The sequence below is a fragment of the Novosphingobium sp. AP12 genome (assembly GCF_000281975.1).
Taxonomy (GTDB): Bacteria; Pseudomonadota; Alphaproteobacteria; order Sphingomonadales; family Sphingomonadaceae; genus Novosphingobium.
This window is the reverse complement of record NZ_AKKE01000129.1, coordinates 20470-44112: the sequence shown is the minus strand read 5'-3', so window position 1 is coordinate 44112 and position 23643 is coordinate 20470. Positions and strand designations below refer to the sequence as shown.

The 23643-nt window shown below is 68.1% G+C and carries 22 protein-coding genes; 15 read left to right on the top strand and 7 right to left on the bottom strand.

The annotated features are described in order from the left end of the window. Positions 1-49 precede the first annotated feature (49 nt). The 3 genes from PMI02_RS18960 to ligA all read left to right on the top strand — a co-directional run bounded on the left by PMI02_RS18960 (position 50) and on the right by ligA (position 4645). Entirely contained in the window at positions 50-289 is a 240-nt protein-coding gene (locus PMI02_RS18960; RefSeq protein WP_007685837.1) for a hypothetical protein, read from the top strand. Between the two features lie 81 nt (positions 290-370). Next, positions 371-2035 (top strand): DNA repair protein RecN, encoded by a 1665-nt coding sequence (gene recN / locus PMI02_RS18955; RefSeq protein ID WP_007685836.1) that lies wholly within the window; start codon positions 371-373, stop codon positions 2033-2035. A 471-nt stretch (positions 2036-2506) separates the two neighbouring features. Next, positions 2507-4645: an NAD-dependent DNA ligase LigA gene (gene ligA, locus PMI02_RS18945; RefSeq protein WP_007685834.1), complete on the top strand. Its 2139-nt coding sequence runs from the start codon at positions 2507-2509 to the stop codon at positions 4643-4645. Positions 4646-4684: 39 nt separating this feature from the next. Here the strand turns inward: ligA and PMI02_RS18940 are convergent, their stop codons facing one another. Next, positions 4685-4987 carry a DUF1153 domain-containing protein gene (locus PMI02_RS18940; protein WP_007685832.1) on the bottom strand — a complete coding sequence of 101 codons (303 nt, stop codon included), beginning with the start codon at positions 4985-4987 and terminating at the stop codon, positions 4685-4687. A gap of 233 nt (positions 4988-5220) precedes the next feature. On the opposite strand from PMI02_RS18940, the gene PMI02_RS18935 reads away from it, so the two are divergent. Continuing rightward, a complete protein-coding gene (locus PMI02_RS18935) occupies positions 5221-5496 on the top strand; it encodes a PilZ domain-containing protein (RefSeq protein WP_007685830.1) in 276 nt (91 codons plus the stop codon). Between the two features lie 3 nt (positions 5497-5499). On the opposite strand, the gene PMI02_RS18930 is transcribed toward PMI02_RS18935, so the two are convergent. Then, complete coding sequence (locus PMI02_RS18930) at positions 5500-6402, bottom strand: 50S ribosomal protein L11 methyltransferase (protein WP_007685828.1); 903 nt, start codon at positions 6400-6402, stop codon at positions 5500-5502. After that, positions 6399-7337 (bottom strand): subclass B3 metallo-beta-lactamase, encoded by a 939-nt coding sequence (bla, locus tag PMI02_RS18925; protein ID WP_007685826.1) that lies wholly within the window; start codon positions 7335-7337, stop codon positions 6399-6401. Before bla ends, PMI02_RS18930 begins: the two co-directional genes overlap by 4 nt. 150 nt (positions 7338-7487) lie before the next feature. Between bla and sdhC the strand changes: the two genes are divergently transcribed. From sdhC to creD, 7 genes are all read left to right on the top strand, one after another. Continuing rightward, entirely contained in the window at positions 7488-7883 is a 396-nt protein-coding gene (gene sdhC / locus PMI02_RS18920; RefSeq protein WP_007685823.1) for a succinate dehydrogenase, cytochrome b556 subunit, read from the top strand. A gap of 12 nt (positions 7884-7895) precedes the next feature. Beyond that, a complete protein-coding gene (sdhD, locus tag PMI02_RS18915) occupies positions 7896-8285 on the top strand; it encodes a succinate dehydrogenase, hydrophobic membrane anchor protein (RefSeq protein WP_007685821.1) in 390 nt (129 codons plus the stop codon). Beyond that, positions 8285-10093: a succinate dehydrogenase flavoprotein subunit gene (gene sdhA / locus PMI02_RS18910; protein WP_007685819.1), complete on the top strand. Its 1809-nt coding sequence runs from the start codon at positions 8285-8287 to the stop codon at positions 10091-10093. Before sdhD ends, sdhA begins: the two co-directional genes overlap by 1 nt. Positions 10094-10243: 150 nt before the next feature. Continuing rightward, positions 10244-10843: an HdeD family acid-resistance protein gene (locus PMI02_RS18905; RefSeq protein ID WP_007685817.1), complete on the top strand. Its 600-nt coding sequence runs from the start codon at positions 10244-10246 to the stop codon at positions 10841-10843. 73 nt (positions 10844-10916) lie between these two features. Then, positions 10917-11321: a BlaI/MecI/CopY family transcriptional regulator gene (locus PMI02_RS18900; protein ID WP_007685815.1), complete on the top strand. Its 405-nt coding sequence runs from the start codon at positions 10917-10919 to the stop codon at positions 11319-11321. Beyond that, on the top strand, positions 11318-12997 hold the full coding sequence (locus tag PMI02_RS18895; RefSeq protein ID WP_007685812.1) for a M56 family metallopeptidase: 1680 nt from the start codon (positions 11318-11320) through the stop codon (positions 12995-12997). Before PMI02_RS18900 ends, PMI02_RS18895 begins: the two co-directional genes overlap by 4 nt. A 148-nt stretch (positions 12998-13145) precedes the next feature. After that, a complete protein-coding gene (gene creD, locus PMI02_RS18890; RefSeq protein ID WP_007685810.1) occupies positions 13146-14600 on the top strand; it encodes a cell envelope integrity protein CreD in 1455 nt (484 codons plus the stop codon). 1 nt (position 14601) lies between these two features. Here the strand turns inward: creD and PMI02_RS18885 are convergent, their stop codons facing one another. After that, on the bottom strand, positions 14602-15366 hold the full coding sequence (locus PMI02_RS18885) for a hypothetical protein (RefSeq protein ID WP_007685807.1): 765 nt from the start codon (positions 15364-15366) through the stop codon (positions 14602-14604). 135 nt (positions 15367-15501) lie between these two features. Then, positions 15502-16830 carry a HAMP domain-containing sensor histidine kinase gene (locus PMI02_RS18880; protein ID WP_007685804.1) on the bottom strand — a complete coding sequence of 443 codons (1329 nt, stop codon included), beginning with the start codon at positions 16828-16830 and terminating at the stop codon, positions 15502-15504. A gap of 276 nt (positions 16831-17106) precedes the next feature. Here PMI02_RS18880 and PMI02_RS18875 point away from each other — a divergent pair, with 276 nt between their 5' ends. The 4 genes from PMI02_RS18875 to PMI02_RS18860 are packed head-to-tail and all read left to right on the top strand — an operon-like array spanning position 17107 to position 19637. After that, positions 17107-17742, top strand: coding sequence for a Dabb family protein (locus PMI02_RS18875; protein WP_007685802.1), 636 nt, complete (start codon positions 17107-17109; stop codon positions 17740-17742). Between the two features lie 5 nt (positions 17743-17747). Continuing rightward, entirely contained in the window at positions 17748-18050 is a 303-nt protein-coding gene (locus PMI02_RS18870; RefSeq protein WP_007685800.1) for a putative quinol monooxygenase, read from the top strand. A gap of 38 nt (positions 18051-18088) precedes the next feature. Beyond that, positions 18089-19144, top strand: coding sequence for an NADP-dependent oxidoreductase (locus tag PMI02_RS18865; protein ID WP_007685798.1), 1056 nt, complete (start codon positions 18089-18091; stop codon positions 19142-19144). Then, positions 19137-19637 carry a nuclear transport factor 2 family protein gene (locus PMI02_RS18860; protein ID WP_007685796.1) on the top strand — a complete coding sequence of 167 codons (501 nt, stop codon included), beginning with the start codon at positions 19137-19139 and terminating at the stop codon, positions 19635-19637. The genes PMI02_RS18865 and PMI02_RS18860 overlap by 8 nt, the downstream gene beginning before the upstream one ends. A gap of 27 nt (positions 19638-19664) precedes the next feature. Here the strand turns inward: PMI02_RS18860 and PMI02_RS18855 are convergent, their stop codons facing one another. Continuing rightward, on the bottom strand, positions 19665-20186 hold the full coding sequence (locus PMI02_RS18855; protein WP_369751241.1) for a DUF6438 domain-containing protein: 522 nt from the start codon (positions 20184-20186) through the stop codon (positions 19665-19667). A gap of 5 nt (positions 20187-20191) precedes the next feature. Then, the gene (locus tag PMI02_RS18850) at positions 20192-23416 is read right to left on the bottom strand and encodes an autotransporter outer membrane beta-barrel domain-containing protein (protein ID WP_007685793.1); all 3225 of its coding nucleotides are present in this window, start codon (positions 23414-23416) and stop codon (positions 20192-20194) included. Between the last annotated feature and the right edge of the window lie 227 nt (positions 23417-23643).

Below are 23643 nucleotides of genomic sequence, written 5' to 3'. Positions count from 1 at the left end.
CATATTACGGAAAAGCCTTAACCCTGTTTCGCTAACGCGGTGGAAACCAATGACGGCAGCCGGACGACGTACCGGCTGCCGGCTTGGGTTCTTCAGGGGTGAAGGGCTTTTTTGCGCGATGGATATGAAGCACGATTTTACGTCCGGTCCCGACCTTGACCGTGGCAAGGGGCGGAACCGGCACCCGGCATTTCCCGACTTGAAGCCGGAACTCATCGCGATAGTGGGCATATTCGTGGTGGTCTGGATCGTGTTCGGGTTGCATTTCCTGGCCGGCGGACTGTCATGAAGCAAACCTGCTGAACCGCAGCGCCGCACGCGCGAAGCGGGGTGACGCGCGGCTTTCCATCGGCTAGAACGCTTCGCGAACATGTTGAGCCGGCTCTCTATTCGCAACATCGTCCTGATCGAGGCCCTCGATCTGGATTTCGCACGCGGTCTCGGCGTCCTCACGGGCGAGACGGGCGCGGGCAAGTCGATCCTGCTCGACGCGCTGGGCCTCGTGCTCGGCAACCGGGCGGACAGCGGCCTCGTCCGCGCCGGGGAGGCGAGGGCGGGCGTCACCGCCAGCTTCGACTTTGCCGCGCTGCCGCCGCAGGTGCTGGCCGTGATCGACGATGCCGGTCTCGAACTCGAACCCGGTGAGCCGCTGATCCTCAAGCGCCAGCTCAAGGCAGACGGCGGCTCCAAGGCCTTCCTCAACGACCAGCCCGTTGGCGTTGCCCTGCTGCGCGAGATCGCGCCCGCGCTGGTCGAGATCCACGGCCAGCACGATGACCGCGGGCTCGTCAACGCGCGCGGCCACCGCGCCCTGCTTGACCGGTTCGCAGGCGGCGAAGTGGCAGGCGTCGAGGCGGCGTGGAAGGACTGGCGCGCCGCGCGTGACGCGCTCGATAACGCCCGCGCCCAGGTCGATCGCGCGGCCGAGGACCAGGATCTGCTGCTCGCGCACCTCGCCGAACTCACCACCATCGCGCCCGAGGCGGGTGAGGAAGACGAACTCGCATCCGCCCGCGCACAGATGCAGAAGGGCGAGAAGCTGGCAGACGACCTTGCCGCGCTCCAGCACCTGTGGACGGGCTCCGACTCGGCGCTGGCCCGAATGCGCGGTGGTTCGCGGCGGCTCGACCACATCGCGGGCGAACACGAACTCCTGGCCGAAGCCGCCGCCGCGCTAGACCGCGCGGTGATCGAGGCGAGCGAGGCCGAGGACGCGCTGAACCGCGCCGCCGACGCTCTGGCGTTCGACCCCGACGAACTCGACCGCATCGAGACCCGCCTGTTCGAACTGCGCGCCGCCGGCCGCAAGCACTCCTGCCAGCCAGACGACCTGCCCGCAAAAATGATCGAGATGCGCGCTGCGCTCGACGCGATCGAGGGCGGGAACGAACACATCGCCGCGCTGGAACAGGCCGCGCAGAAGGCCGCCCTGGTCTACCGCGAAAAGGCCGGCGCGCTGCACGACCTGCGCCGCGCCGCCGCGAAGCGCCTCGACGCGGCGGTGGCCGCCGAACTCGCGCCGCTCAAGCTCGACGCCGCGCGCTTCCAGACCTCGGTGATCCGCCAGGTCGAGGAGCGCTGGGGCGCGCACGGCATGGACGCGGTCGAATTCCTGATCAGCACCAACCCCGGCGCCGACTTCGCTCCGCTCGCCAAGATCGCCAGCGGCGGCGAACTCTCGCGCTTCATCCTCGCGCTCAAGGTCGCACTGGCGGAAGAGGGCGGCGCGGCGACGGTGATCTTCGACGAGATCGACCGCGGTGTCGGCGGCGCGGTGGCGGACGCCATCGGCGAACGGCTGGCGCGACTGGCGTCCGGCGGGCAGTTGCTGGCGGTCACCCACTCCCCGCAGGTCGCCGCGCGCGGGGACCGGCACTACATGATCGCCAAGTCGAGCCAGGGCACGGTGACGCGCACGTCCGTCACCCCGCTCACCGCCGCCGAACGCAAGGAAGAGATCGCCCGCATGCTCTCCGGCGCCGAAGTTACGGATGAGGCCAGGGCTCAGGCGGACAGGTTGCTGGTGAGGGTTTGATGGCAAGAAGACGTGCAGCCGTCATCTTGTTCGCAGTGTTGGGAGGGTGTTCACAGCCCCCCATGTTCGCGGTGGACGTCGACGAAAAGATCGAGGGCGGAACTCTCATTTTGAACGGTAAATCGGCTGCGCTGTTACACAACGTGGATGGAGCCTACTGGGGCAAGTGGAACGGCTCGGACGCGAGTGGGCGTATCGACATTCGCTACCCTGACGGGACTTTGGCACATTGCAGAGTCGGCTACGTGACACAGGGGATGGAGCCACAGCGCTTCACCGTTCGGCATCGCGAGTGTACCCAGTCCTTCGGATTGATTCCCACGTCGTCCCGGACCTGATGCGGGACCGCTGGTCAGGTCGCGCGGACCCACGGCGAGGCGGCGCCTGAAGATTTGACATCGGCCCCCGATCCAGTCGGGGACGACGTGGGAGGCCTACCCCGTCGCTGCGAGTTGTTGCATAGCTTGCCTTATGACCGTCGATTCCTTCCCCACCGAACCCGAAGCCGCCAATGAGCTGATGCGCCTGGCGCGGCAGATCAACCGGGCGAACCGCAAGTACCATGCCGAGGACGCGCCGGAGATCACCGACGCCGAGTACGACGCGCTGGTGCGCCGCAATGCCGCGCTGGAGGCCGCATTCCCGCATCTCATGCGGCCGGACAGCCCCAGCAACAAGGTCGGTCACGAGATCGCCGCCTCGCCGCTGGGCAAGGTGCCGCATGAGGTTCGCATGATGAGCCTCGACAACGCCTTCACCGACGAGGAAGTGGCCGAATTCGTCACTCGCGTGCGCCGCTTCCTGTCGCTGACCGCCGACGAGCCGGTGCTGCTGACGGCGGAGGACAAGATCGACGGCCTCTCGTGCTCGCTGCGTTACGAGAAGGGCAGGCTGGTGCGCGCCGCCACGCGCGGCGACGGGCAGGTCGGCGAGGACGTCACGCCCAACGTCGCCCACATCCCGGACATCGTGCAGGAGCTGAAGGGCGAGGACATCCCCGAGGTCTTCGAAGTGCGCGGCGAGGTCTACATGGAGAAGGCCGCCTTCCTCGCGCTCAACGCACAGCTGATGGACGAGGCCCGCGCCGCCGCCGAAGCGAAGGGCGAGGCGTTCGACGACACGACCGTCCGGCAGTTCGCCAACCCGCGCAATGCGGCCGCCGGTTCGCTGCGGCAGAAGGATGCCTCGGTCACCGCGAAACGTCCCTTGCGCTTCTGGGCGCACGGCTGGGGCGCGGCGAGCCATGTTCCGGGGACAAGCCAGCACGAGGTCGTCCGCCGCATCGAATCGTGGGGGCTGCCGGTCTCGCCGCAGTTCCGGCTTTGCGAGAACCTCGACGCAATGCTCGCCGCCTACCGCGCCACCCGCGAGGGGCGCGCTGCGCTACCGTTCGAGATCGACGGGGTGGTCTACAAGGTCGACCGGCTCGACTGGCAGGCGCGGCTCGGCTTCGTTGCCAAGGCGCCGCGCTGGGCGCTGGCGCACAAGTTCCCCGCCGAGCGCGCCGAGACCGTGCTCGAATCGATCGATATCCAGGTCGGCCGCACCGGGAAGCTGACGCCGGTCGGGCGCTTGAAGCCGGTGCTGGTGGGCGGCGTCACCGTCACCAACGTCACGCTCCACAACCGCGACGAGATCGCGCGCCTCGGCGTGCGGCCCGGCGACCGGGTGGTGCTCCAGCGCGCGGGCGACGTGATCCCGCAGGTGGTCGACAATCTCACCCGCGAGGTTGAGCGCGAGCCCTACCTGTTCCCCGACCACTGCCCGGAGTGCCACTCCGAAGCGGTGGCGGCGGAGGGCGAGGTGGACGTGCGCTGCACCGGCGGGCTTGTCTGCCCGGCGCAGCGGACCGAGCGGCTCAAACACTTCGTCAGCCGCGCCGCGCTCGACATCGAGGGGCTGGGCGAGAAGACCATCGACGAGTTCTTCGCCAAGGGCTGGCTGGAAAGTCCGGCCGACATCTTCCGCCTGCGGAAGCGGCGCGACGAGATCTTGAGCCTCGAGGGGTGGAAGGACAAGTCTGTGGACAACCTGTTGGCAGCGGTGGAAAACAAGCGCTCGCCTGACGCCGCGCGGCTGCTGTTCGGGCTCGGCATCCGCCACGTCGGCGCCGTCACCGCGCGCGATCTGCTCAAGCGCTTCACCACGCTGCCGGAACTGCGCGCGCTGGCCGAGCAGGCGCATGTGAAGGAAGGCGAGGACGCAGTGGTCGCGGCGAGCGAGGCGTACTCGGAACTGGTCTCGATCGACGGCGTAGGCCCGGTGGTGGTCGAGGCGCTGGGCGACTTCTTCCACGAGGACCACAACCGCGCGGTCTGGGACGACCTGCTGAGTGAAGTCTCGCCGCCGCCCTACGTGGTCGAAACCAAGGACAGCGCGGTAGCGGGCAAGACCGTGGTCTTCACCGGCAAGCTGGAGACGATGAGCCGCGACGAGGCCAAGGCACAGGCCGAGCGGCTGGGGGCGAAGGCGGCGGGAACGGTCTCGGCCAAGACAGACCTGATCGTCGCCGGACCGGGCGCCGGATCGAAGCTCAAGAAGGCCGCAGAACTCGGGATCGAGGTGATCGACGAGGCCGCCTGGGCGCAGATCGTGCAGGACGCGGGGTAGGGCAGGGCGTCGTCCCCACGAGGGGCGGGGACGACGAACCTAGCTGTTACGAGCCTTGCGCTCGTGAACCTGGCGGTAGTGCTGGACGCGCGTTGCACGAAGACCAGCCATGCCTTCACGCTCGATCGAGCGCTGCCACGAAGCCAGTTCCTCCAGCGTGAGGTCGTAACGCTCGCACGCCTCGGCGATCGTCAGCAGTCCGCCATTGACTGCTGCAACCACTTCGGCCTTGCGCCGCACAACCCAACGAGACGTGTTGGGAGGCGGAAGCGTGTCCTTGCTCAACGGCTCGCCAAGCGGGCCGGTTACCACCTTTGGACGGGCGGATTCAGTATCAATCATTGGTTGGGCCCTCGGATGATGGTTGCCAACCCCCTGTGGTTAGGGAATATCACCTAGAATCGTTAATTTGAAACCACTGTGAATAGTTAACGGGATTTTAGGCATGTTTGCGTAAGTTGTTGTGAAATCTGTGTAAAAATTCGCATCAAAAGTTGCTGTCATGTTTACACATGCTTCACCTGCGTTAATTACCCTCGGTCATGAGAGTATTAAGGCAATCGGACGAGGTTGGAGTGAAAACCCAGCGCCAACATTCCGCCTATGCTTCGGTTGTGGCGCGGCACATCTCTTCGGAGGGGTGCCAGTTCGTGGTCGAGCAGGACGACATCGCCGAAGGGCAACGCTTCAGCTTCGCCCTCGATGGTCATCCGCCGGTGCGGGGCACCGTGCGCTGGGTGGTGAGCGATCGCATCGGCTTTGCGTTCGACCGCCCGATCTCGCGAGACGCGCAGAAGGCCATGCTGCAACGATGCCGTATCGTGCAGGGCCTCGACCTCTACCTGTCCTGAGGCTTACCCGCGGCGCTTGCGCAGCCAGAGGATCGACCAGTCGCCGTTGACCAGTCGCGCGGCGAGCCGCAGCCCCGCCTTGCGGCAGGCGGCGCGCACCGAGGCTTCCTGCGTCTCCAGCAAACCGGCAAGCAGCAGGTGGCCGCCGGGCACGAGCGCCTTGCCGAAGTCGGGCGCCAGCGACACCAGCGGCCCGGCAAGGATGTTCGCGAGGATGAGGTCGTAGGGACCGCGCGCGTCGAGCACCGGATGGGCCATGCCGTCTGCCACCGTCATCACCAGTTCGCCCCGGCCCGCTCCCATCGTCACGCCGTTGGCGCGCGCGTTGTCCTGCACCACGTCGATGCAGACCGCGTCGATGTCGCTCGCGGTCGCCAGGGCGCGCGGCCACAGCGAGAGCGCCGCGAAGGCGAGGAGGCCAGTGCCGGTGCCGATGTCCGCGCAGTTGCGCACGACGAGGCCCTGCGCCTTCATGTGGGTCAGCATCGCGAGGCAGCCGGCGGTGGTGGCGTGCTGGCCGGTGCCGAACGCCTGGCTGGCGGGGATCACGAAATCGACGACGCCCGGCTCGTTCGCCTCGGGGTGATCCGGGGTGTGGACGTGGAAGCGGCCGGCGCGGATCGGCTCGAGCCCCTGCTGGCTGACCACGAGCCAGTCGGTGTCGGCCAGTTCCTCGACGGAGAGCTTCGGCTTGGCGCCTTCGAAAAGTGCGGCGATCGCGATCCGGTCGCCGCGCGTCGGCTTACGGTCCAGCCAGGCTTCAAGCTGCCAGTCCTCGGGCTTGTCCTCGGCGATCTCCCGGCCGGAGAGGACGATGTCGTGGTCCCAGTCCAGCGCGTCCTCGTGCGCAACGAGCGCGCCCTCGATGACGGGCCGAGGGGCGAAGGCGGTGACTTTCCAGCTCACTTGCGAATTCCCGTGGTCTTGCTGCCGGCTTCTTCGGCGAGTCGCGCGGCGAACTTGCCCTGCGCACCCGCAGCATAGTTGCGGCAGGCACTGGCATCGGCAAGGGGCTTGGTGCCCGCAAACCGTTCCATCATGGCACTGGCTGATGGGTGCGGCGTTAGCAGGATGTCGCAGGGAAGCGCGCTGATCGCCTTGATGCCCGCACGCACGCCGGCGATACGGTCGGGATGGTCACTGAAACGGTAGCCGTCAGAGGAGATCGTCGAGGAACTGTCCGCATAGGCGATCATCTGGCACTCGAGCCCGGTGGTGCAGGACTGCCATGTCCAACTGGTCGACCCCGGCGCGTGGAGCGGTGTCGCATGCGCGGTGAGGGCGATCTTGCCGACGACCACGCTGTCGCCATCGGCAAGCGTGCGGTCGACGCGGACGGGCTCGATCGGCTTCATGCCGTTGAACTGCGGGTCGTTGGGATTGGGCTTGCCTGTTTCGAGCACGGCCTTCTGTGGAGCGAGTGCCGCGACCTTGGCCCCTGTCGCGCGCTGCAGCGCTGCGAGCGCGCCGACGTGGTCGTGGTGCTCGTGAGTGGCGACGATCCAACGCACGTCCTTGGGGTCGAACCCGGCGCGGCGGATGTTGGCCAGCACCAGCGGGGCGGCGCCGATCGCGCCCGCGTCGACGAGGACATGGCCCTGGTCGCTCGTGATGAACATCACCGTGATGCCGCAGGTGCCCACGTCCCAGGTGTTGGCGAAAATGCGGGCAGGCGGCGCCGGATCGAGCCAGCCGTCACGGCGCGCACAGGCGGCCGCGAACTTGGCGGGCGTCAACGGCGTGCTGACGGCGGGGGCCTTGGCGCTGGCGGGGACGGAGGCAAAAACCGGGGTTGCGCCCACGGCAATGGCCAGCGCGATCAGTGTGCGGATGCGACTCATGGCCCCCGCTCTAGGCTTCACCCGTGCGATAGGCCAGCGCGGCAGGCTATTCATACGCCTAGGGAACTTGCACCGAGGCTCAATTTGTCTAAGGGGCATGGTCGAGGGCGGCGTTGTTGCGCTGCCGCAGGCAAGGGATTCGTGAGAGCCATGGCAAACGCCGGGACCAAAAACCGTCCGCTGTCGCCGCACCTCCAGATCTGGAAGTGGGGCCCGCACATGTTCGTGTCGATCCTGCATCGCGTCACCGGAGACGGCATGGCCTTCGCCGGCCTCGGCGTGCTGCTGTGGTGGCTCGGCGCGCTCGCCGGAGGGCCCGCGTCCTACGCGACCTTCCAGTGGGCGATGACCACTCCGATCGGCTACATCGTGCTCGTGGGCATTTCCTGGGCGTTCTTCAGCCACATGTCGAGCGGCCTGCGCCACTTCGTGATGGACGCGGGCGCCGGGTACGAGCTGAACACCAACAAGACCTGGTCGATCGTCTGCCCGATCCTGGGCGTGGTGCTCACAGCTGCCTTCTGGGCGCTCCTGCTGCTTCGCTGAGGGAACGGAAACATGGGTAACGGAACTTCCATCGGCCGCGTGCGCGGCCTCGGCTCGGCCAAGGGCGGCGTCGTCCACCACTGGCTGCTGCAGCGCTTCACCGCCATCGGCAACCTGCTGACGGTGCTGTTCCTGCTGGTCTCGCTGGTGCTGCTGCCGGACTACAGCTACGTCACCGTGGTCGAGTGGATCTCGCGGCCGGTGCCTGCGACCATCATGGCCCTGCTGGTGGTCACCACCTTCTGGCATGCGCGCCTGGGCTTGCAGGTCCTGGTCGAGGACTACGTCCACGAGCACGCCAACAAGTTCGCCTGCATCGCCGCGCTGAACCTCGCCGCTTTCGCCGGCGCCGCCTTCGGCGTGTTCAGCATCGTCCGCCTCGCGCTCGGAGCCCACGCCTGATGTCCGCACCTGCCTACAAGATCATCGACCACCTCTACGACACCGTCGTCGTCGGAGCGGGCGGCTCGGGCCTGCGCGCCACGATGGGTTCGGCCGAGGCCGGACTGAAGACCGCTTGCATCACCAAGGTCTTCCCCACTCGCTCGCACACCGTTGCGGCGCAGGGCGGCATCGCCGCCTCGCTGCAGAACAACTCGCCGGACCACTGGACCTGGCACATGTTCGACACCGTCAAGGGTTCGGACTGGCTGGGCGACCAGGACGCCATCGAGTACATGGTGCGCGAAGCCCCGCAGGCGGTCTACGAGCTGGAGCACGCCGGCGTGCCCTTCAGCCGCAACGCCGACGGCACGATCTACCAGCGCCCGTTCGGCGGCCACATGCAGAACATGGGTGAAGGCCCGCCGGTCCAGCGCACCTGCGCCGCGGCCGACCGTACCGGCCACGCCATGCTGCACGCGCTGTACCAGCAGTCGCTGAAGTACCAGTCGGACTTCTTCATCGAATACTTCGCCATCGACCTGATCATGGAAGACGGCGTCTGCCGCGGCGTCATCGCGCTGTGCATGGACGACGGCTCGATCCACCGCTTCCGCGCGCAGGCCGTCGTGCTGGCGACCGGCGGCTACGGCCGCTCGTACTTCACCGCCACTTCGGCCCATACCTGCACTGGCGACGGCGGCGGCATGGTGCTGCGCGCCGGCCTGCCGCTGCAGGACATGGAATTCGTGCAGTTCCACCCGACCGGCATCTACGGCGCCGGCGTCCTCATCACCGAGGGCGCGCGCGGCGAGGGCGGCTACCTGACCAACTCCGAGGGCGAGCGCTTCATGGAGCGTTACGCTCCCTCGGCCAAGGACCTCGCCAGCCGCGACGTCGTCTCGCGCTCGATGGCGCTGGAAATCCGTGAAGGCCGCGGCGTCGGCCCGCACAAGGACCACATCTACCTGCACCTCGATCACATCGATCCAAAGGTGCTGGGCGAACGTCTGCCGGGCATCACCGAGAGCGGCAAGATCTTCGCGGGCGTCGACCTGACCCGCCAGCCGCTGCCGGTCGTCCCGACCGTCCATTACAACATGGGCGGCATTCCGACGAACTACCACGGCGAAGTCATGACCATCGGTCCTGACGGCAACCCCGAGACGGTCGTCCCCGGCCTGTTCGCGGTGGGCGAAGCTGCCTGCGTCTCGGTCCACGGTGCCAACCGCCTCGGCTCGAACTCGCTGATCGACCTCGTGGTCTTCGGCCGCGCCACCGGTCACCGCCTGCGCGACCTGGTCAAGCCGGGCGCCGCTCAGGCCGAGCTGCCCAAGGATTCGGCCGACCTGTCGCTCACGCGACTCGACCACTTCCGCAATGCCAAGGGCGGCACGCCCACGGCCGAGATCCGCACCGAGATGCAGCGCACCATGTCGCTGCACGCGGCGGTGTTCCGTACCGACGAACTCATGGTCGAGGGCAAGCAGAAGCTCGCCGCGACTTACGAGAAGTTCCAGGACGTGGGCATCACCGATCGCGGGCTGATCTGGAACTCCGACCTCGTCGAGACGATGGAACTGGACAACCTGATCTCGCAGGCGACCGTCACCCTGCACGGCGCTCAGAACCGCAAGGAAAGCCGCGGCGCCCATGCGCACGAGGACTTCCCCAACCGCGACGACGCGAACTGGATGAAGCATACCGCAGCCTGGTTCAACGGCTGGGGCGGCAAGGGCGGCGAGGTCCGCATCGACTACCGCCCGGTCCACGAATACACGCTCACCGACGACATCCAGTACATCAAGCCCAAGGCCCGCGTGTACTGATACGCCGGTTCGGCACCTGCAATACGAGAGGAGGGCGGCGCGTCGAAAGATGCGCCGCCCTTTTTCGTGGCGCACGGCCATCCCGCAACCCTGTGCCATTCCGTGCATTCCTGTCGGCAGGACGCCTCCACGCCGACAAGGAACCCGCCCATGGAAACCACCAAACTGGACCCGCTGCTCGAGCCGCACGTCGAGCACGATCCGCTCGTGCGCTCGATGAACCGCGCGCCGGGCAATCCCTGGGGCTGGATCATGGGCTACGGCATCCTGCTGCTGCTGGTGGCGCTGGTGGTGCTCGTCAATCCGCTGGTGGCAGGCGTTGCGACCGGGCTGATCCTCGGCGTCGTGCTCATCGTCTACGGTGTCGCCGCCATTGCGGCGGGCTGGACGACGCTGTCCGCCCGCGCGCGCTGGACCGAAATCCTGCTCGGCGCGCTGGCGCTGCTGGCGGGCATCTTCGCCGTCGTCGACCCGGTGGCGGGAGCGCTGTCGCTGGTCTGGGCCATTGGCGTGTGGCTGGTGATCGCGGGGGCTTTGCAGATTTCCTTCGCGCTCAAGGCCCGCCACGACAAGGGTTGGCGCCTGTTCCTCGGCGCGCTCGACGTGGTGCTTGGGCTTATCCTCATCTTCGCCGGTCCGGCAGCGGGGCTCGCCTTTCTCGCGGTGATCGTCGCCGTCAGCCTGACCGTGCGCGGTGTGTTCCTGATCCTGCTGGCACAGGCGCTCAAGAAGGCCGGCCCCGCCGCCTGAGGAGAATTGACATTCACCCACCGTTCATGTTTACAGACGTAGTCGATTACGTGTGTAGACGGTGGAGGAATGAGTGTCGGTCAATCCTGACGATGACGGGTCCGATCGGGCCGCGCCGGAAATATCCGGGGCCGAACATGCGGTGATGGAGGCGCTGTGGCAGCGCAGCCCGCTCACCGCACAGGAGGTCTGCGAGGAAGTCTGCGGCCCGCGCGGCTGGAGCCTCGCCACGGTGAAGACCCTGCTCTCGCGCCTCGTGGTCAAGCAGGCGGTCGAGACCGAGCCCGACGGCAAGCGCTTCCTCTACAGCCCGCTCATGGAACGGTCCGATTATGTCGGCACCGAAAGCCGCCGCCTGGTCGATCGCCTGTTCGGCGGCCGTGCGGCGCCGCTCTTCGCGCATCTTGCGCAGAGCGAGGCATTGACCGAAGATGACATCGTCGAGATCGAGGCCCTTCTCAAGGAGCTCAAGTCATGATCGAGTGGCTGACCGACACGCTTTTCGCCACCGGCGCGCTGATGGCGCTGGTGCTCGTTCTTCGCCGACCCGTGGCCCGCTGGTTCGGGCCGGGCGCCGCTTATGCACTCTGGTTGTTGCCGATGATCCGCCTGGTGCTGCCGCCGCTGGCCCTGCCGCGCGGGCTTCTGCCAAAGATCGAGTTCGCCGTGGAGCCGCTCACCGCGGCGGCTGCCGGTTCGCAGATCGCAGCGCCGGCCGAGATGGCGGCTTCCGCCACCGCAGCGGCTGACTTCACGGCAATCCCCGCGGCCGAACTGCCCGCCGCCCTGCCGCTGGAACCGGGCCTGCTCGAGCAGGTGCCCTGGACCACCGTGGCGCTGGCCGCATGGTTGGGCGGGGCCGTCCTGTTCCTCGTCTGGCGCACCGTGACCTATCGCTGGATGCGCCGCGACCTGCTGGCAGGCTCGCGCCTCGTCGCGCACTCCGGCACGGTGCGCATCGTCGAGACCCCGGCGATCAACGCTCCGCTGGCGTTCGGGGTGCGCGACAAGGTTATTGCCTTGCCGATGGGCTTCCTCGCCGACGTCGATTCCGAAACCTCCGACTTCGCCATCGCGCATGAGATGGAGCACCACGCGGGCGGCGATCTGCTGGCGCTTATCGCGATGCAGCCGCTGTTCGCGCTGCACTGGTTCAACCCGATCGGATGGGCCGGCTGGCGCGCCGTGCGCGGCGATCAGGAAGCGGCCTGCGATGCGCGGGTCATGGCCGGGCGCAGCCGGGCCGAACGGGCGAGCTACGGCAGGCTCATCGCCTCGCTGGCGGGCGGGACTCGCCTGGGCCTCGCAGCGCCGATGGCGGGCCCGCTTTCGGGCGACAAGCCGATCATCCACCGCCTCAAGGCGCTGGCCCGCAAGGACGTGACGCCCGCTCGCCGCCTGCTCGCGCGCAGCCTGTTCGCGATGGCGATCGTCACCGTGCCGGCCACCGCCACCGTCAGCTATGCTGCGATGGACGAGGCTGATGCAGCGGACGCCGAAACGCCGGTGCTGCCGGCGCCGCCGGTTCCTGCCGCTGAAGCCGAACTTCCCGGGGCGTCTGAAGCTCCCGAGGCACCGGACGCACCCGAAGAGAGTGAAGACACGGCGCCGATCGCCCCTCAGGCCCCTCCCGCTCCGGAAGCCGGCCCGATGCAGGAGACCGTGGCCCGTGATGCCGACGAACGCATGCAGGAAGCCCAGCGTGACGCCGACCTTCGTGCCGCAGATGCATCGCGCCGGGCCGCAGATGCCAGCCGCCGCGCCGCCGACGCCGAGCGCATGGCCGCTGATGCGCTCGCCCGCGCTCCCAAGGTCGAGGAAACGGTCTCGGCCGACGGCAGGCGCCGGACCATCCGCATCACTCGTAAGGACGGCGCGAATGGCACTGTGGTCCTGCAGCATATGGTCATCGACGAGGATTGCCCAGCCGATCAGCGCCGCGAAGCGCGGGCCGAAGGCAAAGGCTCCAAGGCGGCCGTCGTTATATGCACCGGTGAACCCAAGGCCGCGAAGCAGGCAGCGGTGAACGCGATCCGCGCCGCCCGTGCCTCGATCGCCGCCAACGGGGCTCTCGACACGCACGTCCGGGCCGAAATCCTCGCCGACCTCGACCGCGAGATGGCTGACGCGCAGAGCGAGCTTCACGGCACCTGACGGCGCTCGCCTCATTGTGAAGCCCTGAGAACGCGGGCCGTTGTACCAGCAGCGGCCCGCGTTTTCGTATTTGTCGCGAGCCGTTGGAATGGGTGTGGCGGATCGCGGGAGGCTCGTGCATGTTCGGGCCCAACGAGAAGGAAGGCCCATGGAGCACGACGACACGCCACGGCGCGAGCGTTCGCCCGGCATCAAGCTGCTGTTCGTGGGCCTGATCGCCTTGGTGCTGATCGCGCCGCTGCTGCTCGTCTACGCGCTCGTCTACGACCGGCAGGACCAGTCGCAGACCGCTCAGGCGGCGATCAACGCTGGCTGGGGCGGGGCACAGGTGCTGTCCGGCCCGGTCGTGGTCGTGCCCTTCCGCACTACCCAGACACAGAACGAGACGGTCGACGGCAAGCAGGTCAGCCGCGTGGTCGAGGTGGAGAAGCTGTTCTATATCTCGCCGGTCGAAAACCGCGTCACTACGCGGATCGACCCGCAGGAGCGCCGCAAGTCGATCTACCGCTCGGTCCTGTTCACCGCGCAGGTCAAGGGCGCTGCGACCTTCGCACTGCCCGCCGACCTCGAGCGCTTCGGCGTCACGCGCGAGCGGCTGATGTGGGACCGCGCGGAAGTGCGCGTCGGCACCTCGGATGCGCGCGGGCTGACTGCGGGCGGCTCGATTCTCGCGGGCGGAAAACCGCTGGAAGTGCAGCCGGGGAAGGGACCGGCGGCGTCGGGCGGGCAGGGCTTCTTCGCGTTCCTGCCGTGGGACGGGCAGGGCACGCTGCGCATCGCCTATGCACTCGACGTGCGCGGCAGCGGCGGGATCAGCCTGGTGCCGCGCGGCGGTCAGACGCGCTGGGAAGTCACTTCCAGCTGGGCCAACCCGAGCTTCTCGGGTTCGTTCCTGCCGGACAAGCCGCAAGTCTCGGACAAGGGCTTCTTCGCACGCTATACGGTCGACAAGCTGGCGCTCGGCCAGCCTCCGGTGGCGATGGAAGACGTGGGCGCGCCCAGTTCAGCGACCGGAGCGAACTATGCCACTGAAACGCCCGTCATCCGCGCGGCCTCGTCGGGCAACGTCTCGGCCGGCGGCGCCGACGAAGTGGTCGGCCAGCCCGGTCACGCCCTCACCGTCGACCTGATCGAGCCGGTGAACCTCTATTCCAAGGTCGACCGCTCCGTGAAATACGGGTTCCTGTTCATCGGCTTCACCTTCCTCGCCTTCCTGCTGTTCGACGTGGTCGGCGGCGCCCGGGTGGCTCCGGTGGAATACCTGCTGACGGGCGCTGGCCTCGTGCTGTTCTTCGCGCTGCTGCTGGCTTTCGCCGAGGTCGTCGGTTTCACGCTCGCTTACCTGCTGGCGAGTGCGGCCGTGATCGGATTGCTGACCGCGTACAGCGCCGCCGTGCTGAAAAGCTGGAAGCGGGCGCGGTTCATCGGGGTGTTGCTGGTCGGGCTCTACGCGCTGCTGTTCGTGCTGCTCAACCTCGAGGCGTGGTCGCTGCTGATCGGATCGGTGCTGCTGTTTGTGGCGCTGGCGGGGGTGATGTACGCGACGCGCACCGTCGACTGGGGTTCGGTCGGGCGCCCGCGCGGGGCGCCCGTGCCAGGGTGAATCAGGCGGGCTTGAGCTTGGCGGACATGATGTGCCATCCCTGCGAGATGCCCATGCCTCGGTTGATCTGACGCAGATCGTAGCTGCCGGTGAAGCGCTGGCGGCGTCCGTTGTCCAGTTCGGCATCGATCGTCACCGGCACCGTCACGTAGAGCGATCCCGCGCCGCCCTCGACACCGGAGACCTTGCCGATCTCCACGTGGGTGCGGCGTGTGTTGGCGTACCCCTTTGCGAACTCGTCCAGCGTCTGCTCCGGGTTGCCGTACGGTCCCCACAGCGACCACGCGGCGGCATAGTCGCGTGCATTGATCGCCGCGTAGAAGCGCGAGACCAGGTCGGCGGCGGCCTCCCGGCTGATCGGCTCGATCTTGCATTGCGGGGTCTTGGCCGCGTCCTCGCCGAGGATAGCGCAGCCGCGCGCGATCTCGTTGCGGATCATCGCGCAGGAGTTCGCGGCGTTGCATGGGGGCCGCGTGGCCGGGGAGACGGCGCGGCATTGTTCCGCCAGCCTGGCTGCGGCCGCTTCGCCGACGTCGGCCGAGCAGGAGATCGGCGCCGCGGGTGAGGCGGGTGCGGGCGTCGCCAGCGGCGCGTCGTCGGCGGCCGCCAGCGGGGCGCCGGAAGCGGCCTCGCTCGCGGCGATTTCGCTGTCCGCCGGGGCCGTGCCCGAGGCTTGCGAGGACGGATCGGTGTCGCCGCCGCCGCATCCGGCGAGCAGCGCGAGCGCGCCTACGAGCGGCAAGGCGCGGCGGTATGGCGAAATCATCGGGCTATCCTCGCAGCTTATGCCCCATGCGCAGTGCGCCAGGCGTCTGCCACGGAAACGACCGCCGTCCCGCTGATGTTCCGGCCGCTGCGGCGGGCGCCCGCGTTTCCACGGCGGGTGACGGTCCGCCGGTGCCTACCCGAGCGCCTGGTCCCATGGGCCATGTCCGTCCTGCGGTTCGGGAACCTGCAGGCGAGCGATAAGCCCGCCGTCCGGAGAAGCCGCGAAGGACAGCTTGCCGTCGAAGCGCATCATCAGCCGGTGCGCGGTCGGGATGCCGAGGCCGAAGCCCTTGGTGTCGCGCGCGCGGGCGGCGTCGAGACGGAAGAACGGGTCGAGGATCGCGTCGAAATAGCAGGACGGGATGCCCGGCCCGGAGTCCGCAACCTCGATGCACCAGCGCCCGTCGACCCGGCGGATGGCGATGCGGGCCTCGGCGCCGAACTGGATGGCGTTCTCCACCAGCGCCTGCAGCGCCAGCGCGAGCGGCTCACGGAAAGTACCCACCACCGCCGGTTCCTCGACGCAGATCCGCGCGAGGTCGCCATAGGGGGAGAGCACTTCGCGCACGGTCTGGCCCAGTTCCAGCGTCTCGGGCTCCGCGGCGAGGTGCTGGGCGCGCAGGAAGCGCTGGAGCGAGGCGAGTAGCGCCTCCATCTCGTCCACGCTGGCAAGGATGACCCCGCCCAGTTCCGCATCGTCGATCAGTTCGGCGGCGACCTTCTGGCGCGAGAGCGGCGTGCGCAGGTCGTGGCTGATCGCCTCGAACGACTTGGCCTGGTCCTGCAGCAGCCTGGCGATGCGCTCCTGCATGACGTTCATCGAGTGGGCCAGTTTGCGCAGGTCCGGCGAGCCGGTCTCGCGCACGATGACCTGCCGGCCCTGGCCGATGGCGTCGGCGGCGTCGCTCATACGCCGCAGCGGCCGGGTCAGGATGTGGAGCGCGGCGAGGCCGATCGCGAGGCAGGCCAGCGTGGTCGCTAAAGTCAGGACCGTGGCGCGCAGGGCGACAGGCCATGCCGCGTTCATGTCGCGCGAACGGAAGTTCAGCCAATGGCCGTCGGTCAGCCGGATCGAGCCGATGAGGTCGCGCTTGTTGTGGTGGACCTGCCGCACCGCCAGCCGCAGCGACCGCCCGGCGAGCGAAGGCTCCCACTCGACGATGCGCCGTGCGATGTCGTCGAGCGTGCCGCTGTCGTCTGCCTTGGCAACGCTGGGCGCGGCGGCGACGGCGGCCGCGAGGTGGCGCGTGCTCATGGTCGGCGCGGTCAACTGCGGGTCGAGCGCGTGGATGCGGTCGCTCACCACCAGCAACTCGGCGACACGGCGCGCGTGGTCCTCGCTCAGCGTCTGCCGGTCGATCGACTGGTAGAACAGCAGGCTCGCAGCCAACTGCATCACGCCGAGCAGCATGAATACCAACGCAACATAGACCGCGAAGCGCGGCGCGAACTGTCGGGCCACCTCTTTGATCCTCTCTTCATCGCGCGCCCGCTCGGTGGCTCGATGCCGGTGCGCTTGAGGTTGCGGTCCCACCCGGGCCGGGCGGCGTCAACACAAGCGACGGGGCCAGCAACGATTTGACATGCATTATGGCGCCCGCGCAACGCTGCGTCTTTCGGGGCCTGTTTAATCTGACAGGCACCGGCCGGAAATCGCTGGGGTAGTCTCCCGCCACAATCAGCGCCCACCCCGACCGAATCGACGACCGGGAACAAGGCGCCGCCACGGGAGAGACTGATGATCCGGCACGTCGTGATGCTGAAGTTCAAGGCGGATGCGGACCCCGCCAAGATCGACCTTTTCATCGAGGAGGTGAAGAAGCTCTCGCACCTTAACCGCGAGGTGCGCGACTACAGCCACGGCAAGGTCGTCCATACCCGTTTCCATTCGGGCGACTTCGACTTCGCCAACTGCTGCGACATCGACAGCTACGAGGCGATGGAGCGCTACATGTCGCACTGGTCGCATCTGCGGATGACGCCGTTCCTGCCGGACATCCTCGAGAACATGATGTCCTTCGACTGGGAGATCGACTACCACGGCCCCGCCTTCGACGAGGGCCTGGCGGCCGAGGAAGCGGAGCGTGAGAAGGCCCGCGTACTCAAGGTCCACGAGGATCCCGCCAAGGCCTACGTACCCGAAGTGCGCGGCCAGACCCGCGAGCGCGCTCTCGAAATGTGCGCGGCGGCGGGGGTGACGCTGGCGGCCGACGAGGAGGAGATCATCGGTTCGGTCTGGGCGCCGAACCGCATCATGTTCGTGACCCCCGATGCCGGCACCGAAGTGCCCAAGGGTTCCGAGATCAGGATCGGCATCACCGGCGACTGGCTGGCCGGCCCGGCCGTGCCCGCCGGCGACGCGCCGGCGTGGTGAGCGACATGATCGTACTGGCCGGACACCTGAAAACCGCCCCCGATCTGGTCGAGGACCTCGCCGCCACGTTGGGTGCGCTGGTCGAGCCGACGCTGAAGGAGGACGGCTGCCTCAACTATCACTTCGCCCTCGACAGCCGCGAGGAGGGCACCGTGCTCGCCTACGAGCGCTGGCGCGACGAGGCTGCGCTGGCGGCTCATCTGGGCCAGCCATCGGTGCTCGCCGTGCTGGGCGCCTGGGCGGAGCGCATCGACACCTCCGGCGTGCGCAAGTTCGACGCCCTCAACGAACGGGGCTTCGCCGACTGATCGCATACGACACGCACACAGGATACCGGGAGAGCACAATGATAAACCGCCGCATCGTACTGGAATCGCGTCCCACGGGCGTGCCGTCGCGCGATAACTTCCGCATCGAGGAAGCCGAACTGCTCGACATCGGGGAGGGGCAGGTCCTGCTTGAAAACCGCGTCTTCGCCATCGACCCGGCGGTGCGCGGTATGCTCGATGACGTGAAGAGCTACATGCCGCCGGTGCAGATTGGCGGGCTGATCCCGACCATGGTGCTGGGCCGCGTCGTGAAATCGCGCAACCCGGACTTCCGCGAGGGCGACTACGGCCGCGCCTTCATCGGCTGGGAAACGCATTCGGTGATCTCGCCCGGCAGCGTGGGGTTCGAGAACGTGCGCGTGGCGGACGACCTACCACTAACCGCGTACATGGGCGCCTGCGGCTGGTCGGGCATCACCGCCTACGTCGGCCTCAAGCGCTACGGCGAGATGCGGGGCGGCGACGAAGTGCTGATGAGCGCGGCGGCGGGCGCAGTAGGCTCGGTCGGCGGGCAGATCGCGCGGCTTTCGGGGTGCCGGGTGGTTGGCTCCGTCGGCTCGGACGACAAGGCGCGCCACATCACCGAGGACCTCGGCATGCACAGCGCGATCAACTACCGCGAGTGCGACGACCTCGACGCCGAGATCGCGCGGGCCTTCCCGGACGGCATCGACCTCTATTTCGACAATGTCGGCGGCGTCACGCTCGACACGGTGCTGCCGCGCATGAAGGCGTTCGGGCGCATCCCGGTCTGCGGCATGATCGCCAACTACAACCACCAGACCGAGCCCTATGCGTTGCGCAACATGTGGCAGGTGCTGGTCAACCGCATCACCATGCGCGGCTTCCTCGCCTACGAGGCGGCGGACATGGTGCACGAGGCGGAGGACGCGCTGACCGGCTGGGTGCGCTCGGGCGAGCTCATCGCCACCGAGAACGTCGCGACCGGGCTCGAGGCCACGCCGGACGCCTTCATCCGCCTCATGTCGGGCGAAACCACCGGCAAGACGCTGGTGCGCCTCGATGACACCGTCTCGACCCTTGCCGACTGGAACGTGGCCGAGCATGTCTGACGCGGCGATCGAGGCGCTCGTTGCCAAGGCGCGGCTGGGCGAACTGGTCGCCGAATACGCCAACCTCATCGACTGGCTCGACTGGGGCCGGCTGGACGGCGTGTTCTGGCCTGAGGCGACCTTCGACTTCGGCATGTTCAAGGGCGACTTCGCCGCGTACCGAAAGTTCGTGGCCGAGCTGGGAGAGGGCTACGCGCGCCGCCTGCACATGTTCGGAATGCCGTCGATAACGCTCTCGGGCGACCGGGCCAGGGTGGACGTGGGCTGCGTGATCGTGTGCCGCACCGACGATCCGGCGCCGGGGATCGACGACGTGTTCTGGGGCCGCTACCTCTTCACCGCCGAGCGGCGCGGAGGCGAATGGCGGCTGGCGGGCCTCACTTACGTGCTGAACCTGTTCGACCGCACCGAGCGCCAGGCGGACGACCGGGGCGGGCCGATGACCTTCGGCGACGGTCTCTCGCCGCAGCATCCGCTGGCGGCGAGACTTTAGCACAGCCGGACGCCGCGCCGGGTCCACCTAGCCCCGGGGGTCTCCGGGCCAGGTCTTCTGCGCGGCCCACTCGTCCACTTCGAGCCGGCGAAGTTGCTCCTCGACGGTGCGCTCGATCCTGGCGACATCGGGATCGCGGCAGCCCATACGCTGGGTCAGCGCGGTGCGGGTGCCGTCCGCCCTGATCCATTCGACGGTGAGGCGCGGCATGTCGGTCGTCGCCGCCGGGCAGGGGACCTCTCGCTCGCTGCCCGTTGCCGGGCGCACCGGGGCGAGCGCTCGGCGCACGTTCTCGTATACCCCGCGCCCTACCGAGTGTGAGCGCGGTCCGAGGACGGCGGTGTGCCGCTCGCCCTCGAAATCGACCCTTCCGGCCGGCGTTACCGCGAGGGTGTAGACTGGACAGAAGCCGAAGCAGGCCCTGCGCGAGATGCGTATCTCCTCGCTCGGGGATGCGGATGGCTTGAGGACACCGGGCTGCATGCGGGGGGTGCAGCAGAGTAGCAGCCCGGTGCCCAGAACGATGGCGGAGAGGGTCAATCCGCGCACCGCCCTTACCAGCCGATGGAGACCGATCCGCGCAGGGCCAGGTCGACCCGCCCGTAACGGTCCTCAGCGGAGACTTCCCCGCCCATCGTGAAGCCCGACGACCCACCGATCGCACGCAGGCGCGCGAACCAGCCGCTCGAGGCGTCGTCGGCGGTGAGGGTGAAGTCCTGGCCGCCGTCGAAGTGCGCGGTGGTCGCGCCCAGGCCGCCCTTGACGATCTCGCGCCAGCCACCCTCGGTTTCGACGCGGAACCAGTTCTGGTCCTCCGAGCGCATGCCGAGGAAATCGACGCCGACGGTCATGCTGGGGTTCACCGCCAGTTCGTCGCTGGTGCGCGCATCGACGATGAGGTTCAGCTTCTCGCCGCCGGTTTCGGTGTAGCCATCCTCCTTCAGGCGCACGTAGTCGGCAGTGACGCCGGGCCGGAAGAAGAAGAACTGCGATCCGCCTTCATAGGCGAAGCCGCCCGCTGCCGTCGTGAAGGTGCCGTTCCACTTGGCGTCCATGGTGCGGCTCACCGGTTCGGTGCCGATCACGCCCGCGAACTTGCGCTCGCCGTCGAAATCGGCCTTGCCGTACGATCCGCGCGCGAAGGCGGTGAGCGGACCGAACTTGGCCCGCCAGTGCGCGGCGAGTTCGAAGGCGGTCGAATCGACCTTGGAGACGTCGCCGTTCTTGTGGTTGTTCCACAGGTACGCGAAGGTTCCGCCGAAGCGGCCCAGCTTGGTCTCGTACTCGCCGGTCGCCGACCAGGCGTAGCCGTTGAGCTTGTAGGCCGCGCTCTCACCGGTCTTCCGGTCGCTGCCCCAGACCGCCATGTTGAGCGTGGTGGTGAAGCGGCCGCTGCGGGCGATCGGTCCTTGCGGGTCCTGCATCTGGCGGGCAAGGGCGCGGGTGCCCAGGCTGATGCCCTCGAAAGCGCCGCCCGCATGGTCGGGCAGCAACTGGCCCACGGCTGCGCGGAAAGCGTCGCCATTCGTGATGCCCAGGAACACGTCCTCCACCTTCTCGTCCTTGCCCAGCATCTGGAACACCGCGTCGTAGGCCGCCGCGCCCGAGCGGTTGAGGCCCAGTTCCTTCACCGTGCGGCGCGAGACGTCGACGACGATGGTGTTGGCGGCGGCCTCCTTGTCGAGCTCGGCCTTGAACATGAAGGGCACGAGGTCGGTCGAAGTCGCCAGCTTGTCGCGGCCGGTCAGGTTGCCGGCGGTGAGCACCTGGTAGCTGCCCTCCGCGGTAGAGACATCGGCGAGGCGGATCGAGAGCTTGGCGCCTTCGGCGAAGCTGGCGTTGCCCGCGACGTTGTAGGACGAGCCTGCGCCCGCCGTCTTGTCCAGCGTGACGAGGACCACGCCGGTGGCGCCCACGTCGAGCGAGGCGATCGAGGCAGGTTTGTTGATGTCGAGTGTGCCGCCTGCGACCTTGACCGCGAGGTTTCCGGCATTGGCGAGCGAGCCGCTGAAGCGCGCGCTGCCGGCCAGGTTCAGCGCATCCACGCCGCCCCCGAAGTCGACCGCGCCAGCATAGACGCTGGTCCCGGCGAGCGACATCGTGTCGTTGCCCGCGCCGAAGCTCACCGCGCCGGTCTGCGCCGCGTCACCCGAAAGGGTGAGCGTGTTGGCGCCGCCGCCGAAGCTGACGTTGCCCGCCAGCGTGCCATCGGCAAGGTCGAGCACGTCGTTGCCCGCGCCCAGCCGCACGTCGCCGACGATGGAGGGCGCGGTCACGCCCGAGGCGACGGCGGTCTGGCGGATCGTCGCGCCGCCGATCGCGTTGGAGAGGTCGATGGCGATATTACGGCCTTCGCCGGCCTTGGTGCCGGTGGCGGAAATGGTCCCGGCGTTCTCGACGAGGTCCAGCGTGCCGCTGGCGTCGACGATGGCGATGGCCGATCCCTTCTCGCCGGCGGACGCCTTGATCGTACCGCTGTTCTTGAGCGTGAAGAGGTTGCCGCCCGCATCGATGCGCACGGCGGTGGCCACTGCGCCCGCCGGTGCCGCGGTGCCGGTGCCTGCGGCGATCGTGCCGGTGTTCTGCAGGAGCGGCGTCGTTGCGCCCGCGCCGATGCGCAGTGCAGTCGCGCTGGCATCGATCGAGGCCGCGCTGACGTTGCCTGACACGCCGATGCCGTTGGCGATGTTCACGGCGCCGCCGCGTCCGCCGATGACGAGGCCGCTGGCGCCTACGCCCTTATAGACGCCCTGGCCCTCGACCGACCCGTCGATGATCAGGCCAAACTTGCTGGCGGTGCTGGTGACGGGACCGATGGTCACGGCGTGGTCGACCGCGCCGATCTGCATGGCGGCGGCGGAGCCGTAGGAGACGACCTTGGCGTTGCCTTCCTTGGCGTCCTCGATGCCGTCGGCGTCCGAGTCCGGTTTGGCGGCATCGGCCTTGGGTGCGACGGCAAGGACGATGCCGCCGGTCACGTTACCCTCGATGATGAGAGCGGAGCCGCCTTGCAGCAAGTCGTCTGCATCGACCTTGGAGGGGTCCGCCGGGGCGGTCGCGTAACGGTAGCCGGTCGCGGCGATGTTGCCCTGCACGACCATCGTGCCATTGACGTCACCTGCGAAGCGCGCGCCGATGGCGTCCAGTCCCTGCGCGCCGACCGAGCCGGCGAGCCGCACGTTGCCGTCGATCTGCTGAGCCGAGACGCCCACGGTGCGGTCGCCCACCACGGTGGTGGTGCCGTCGTGGGTGAAGGCGCCGGTGAGCTTGCCGCCGAGCGCGATGCCGGCCGAATCGTTGCCCTCGACGGTGATGGTGCCGCCCTGGGTAATCTTGCCGACGTGGTCGCCCTGGGTGCGGATGCCGAAGCGGTTCGAGCCCAGCGCGAGGGGGCCGTCGAGATCGCCGTCCTTGTCGGTGTCGGTGGCGGTGTAGGGCTCGTCGATGGTGATCGTGCCGGTGTTGACGATGTCGCCGCTGGTGCCCGCGAGGGCGTCGATGCCGACCGCGCCGTTGGCGTTGGTGACGGTCAGAGCGCCGGCATTGGCGACGGCGTGGTTGCTGTCCTGCGTGATCGCGGTGCCGGTGGTCAGGGTGACGCCGCCGTCCTTGGTGACGTTGATGGCATCGGCCGCGCCGTTCTTGACGGTCGAGGTCTTGAGCGGGGTGGTCCGCTTGGTGGTCACGTCCTCGGCATGGGCGGCGGCGGTGATCGCGAACAGAGCGGTGGTGGTCAGCAGGGTCTTGGAAAGGGTCTTGGCAGACAGGTAGCGAGGCATCGTCGTCCCTTCAGGTCGGTAATGACCCTGAGACGGAGACCTGCGGGGACAGCCTTGAAAAAATTTTGCGGAGTGGGAACCGAACCGAAGTCTTCGTCCCTGCGAAGGCACGGACTGCCGGCAGGGCCGGCCGATTTGTCAGGCTGGGCGTTTGCTGGCGGTTGGCTGGCGCCGGGCTATCGCCGCAAGAGCACCCAGCGGTCCCAGCCTTCGCTGGGACGACGGGC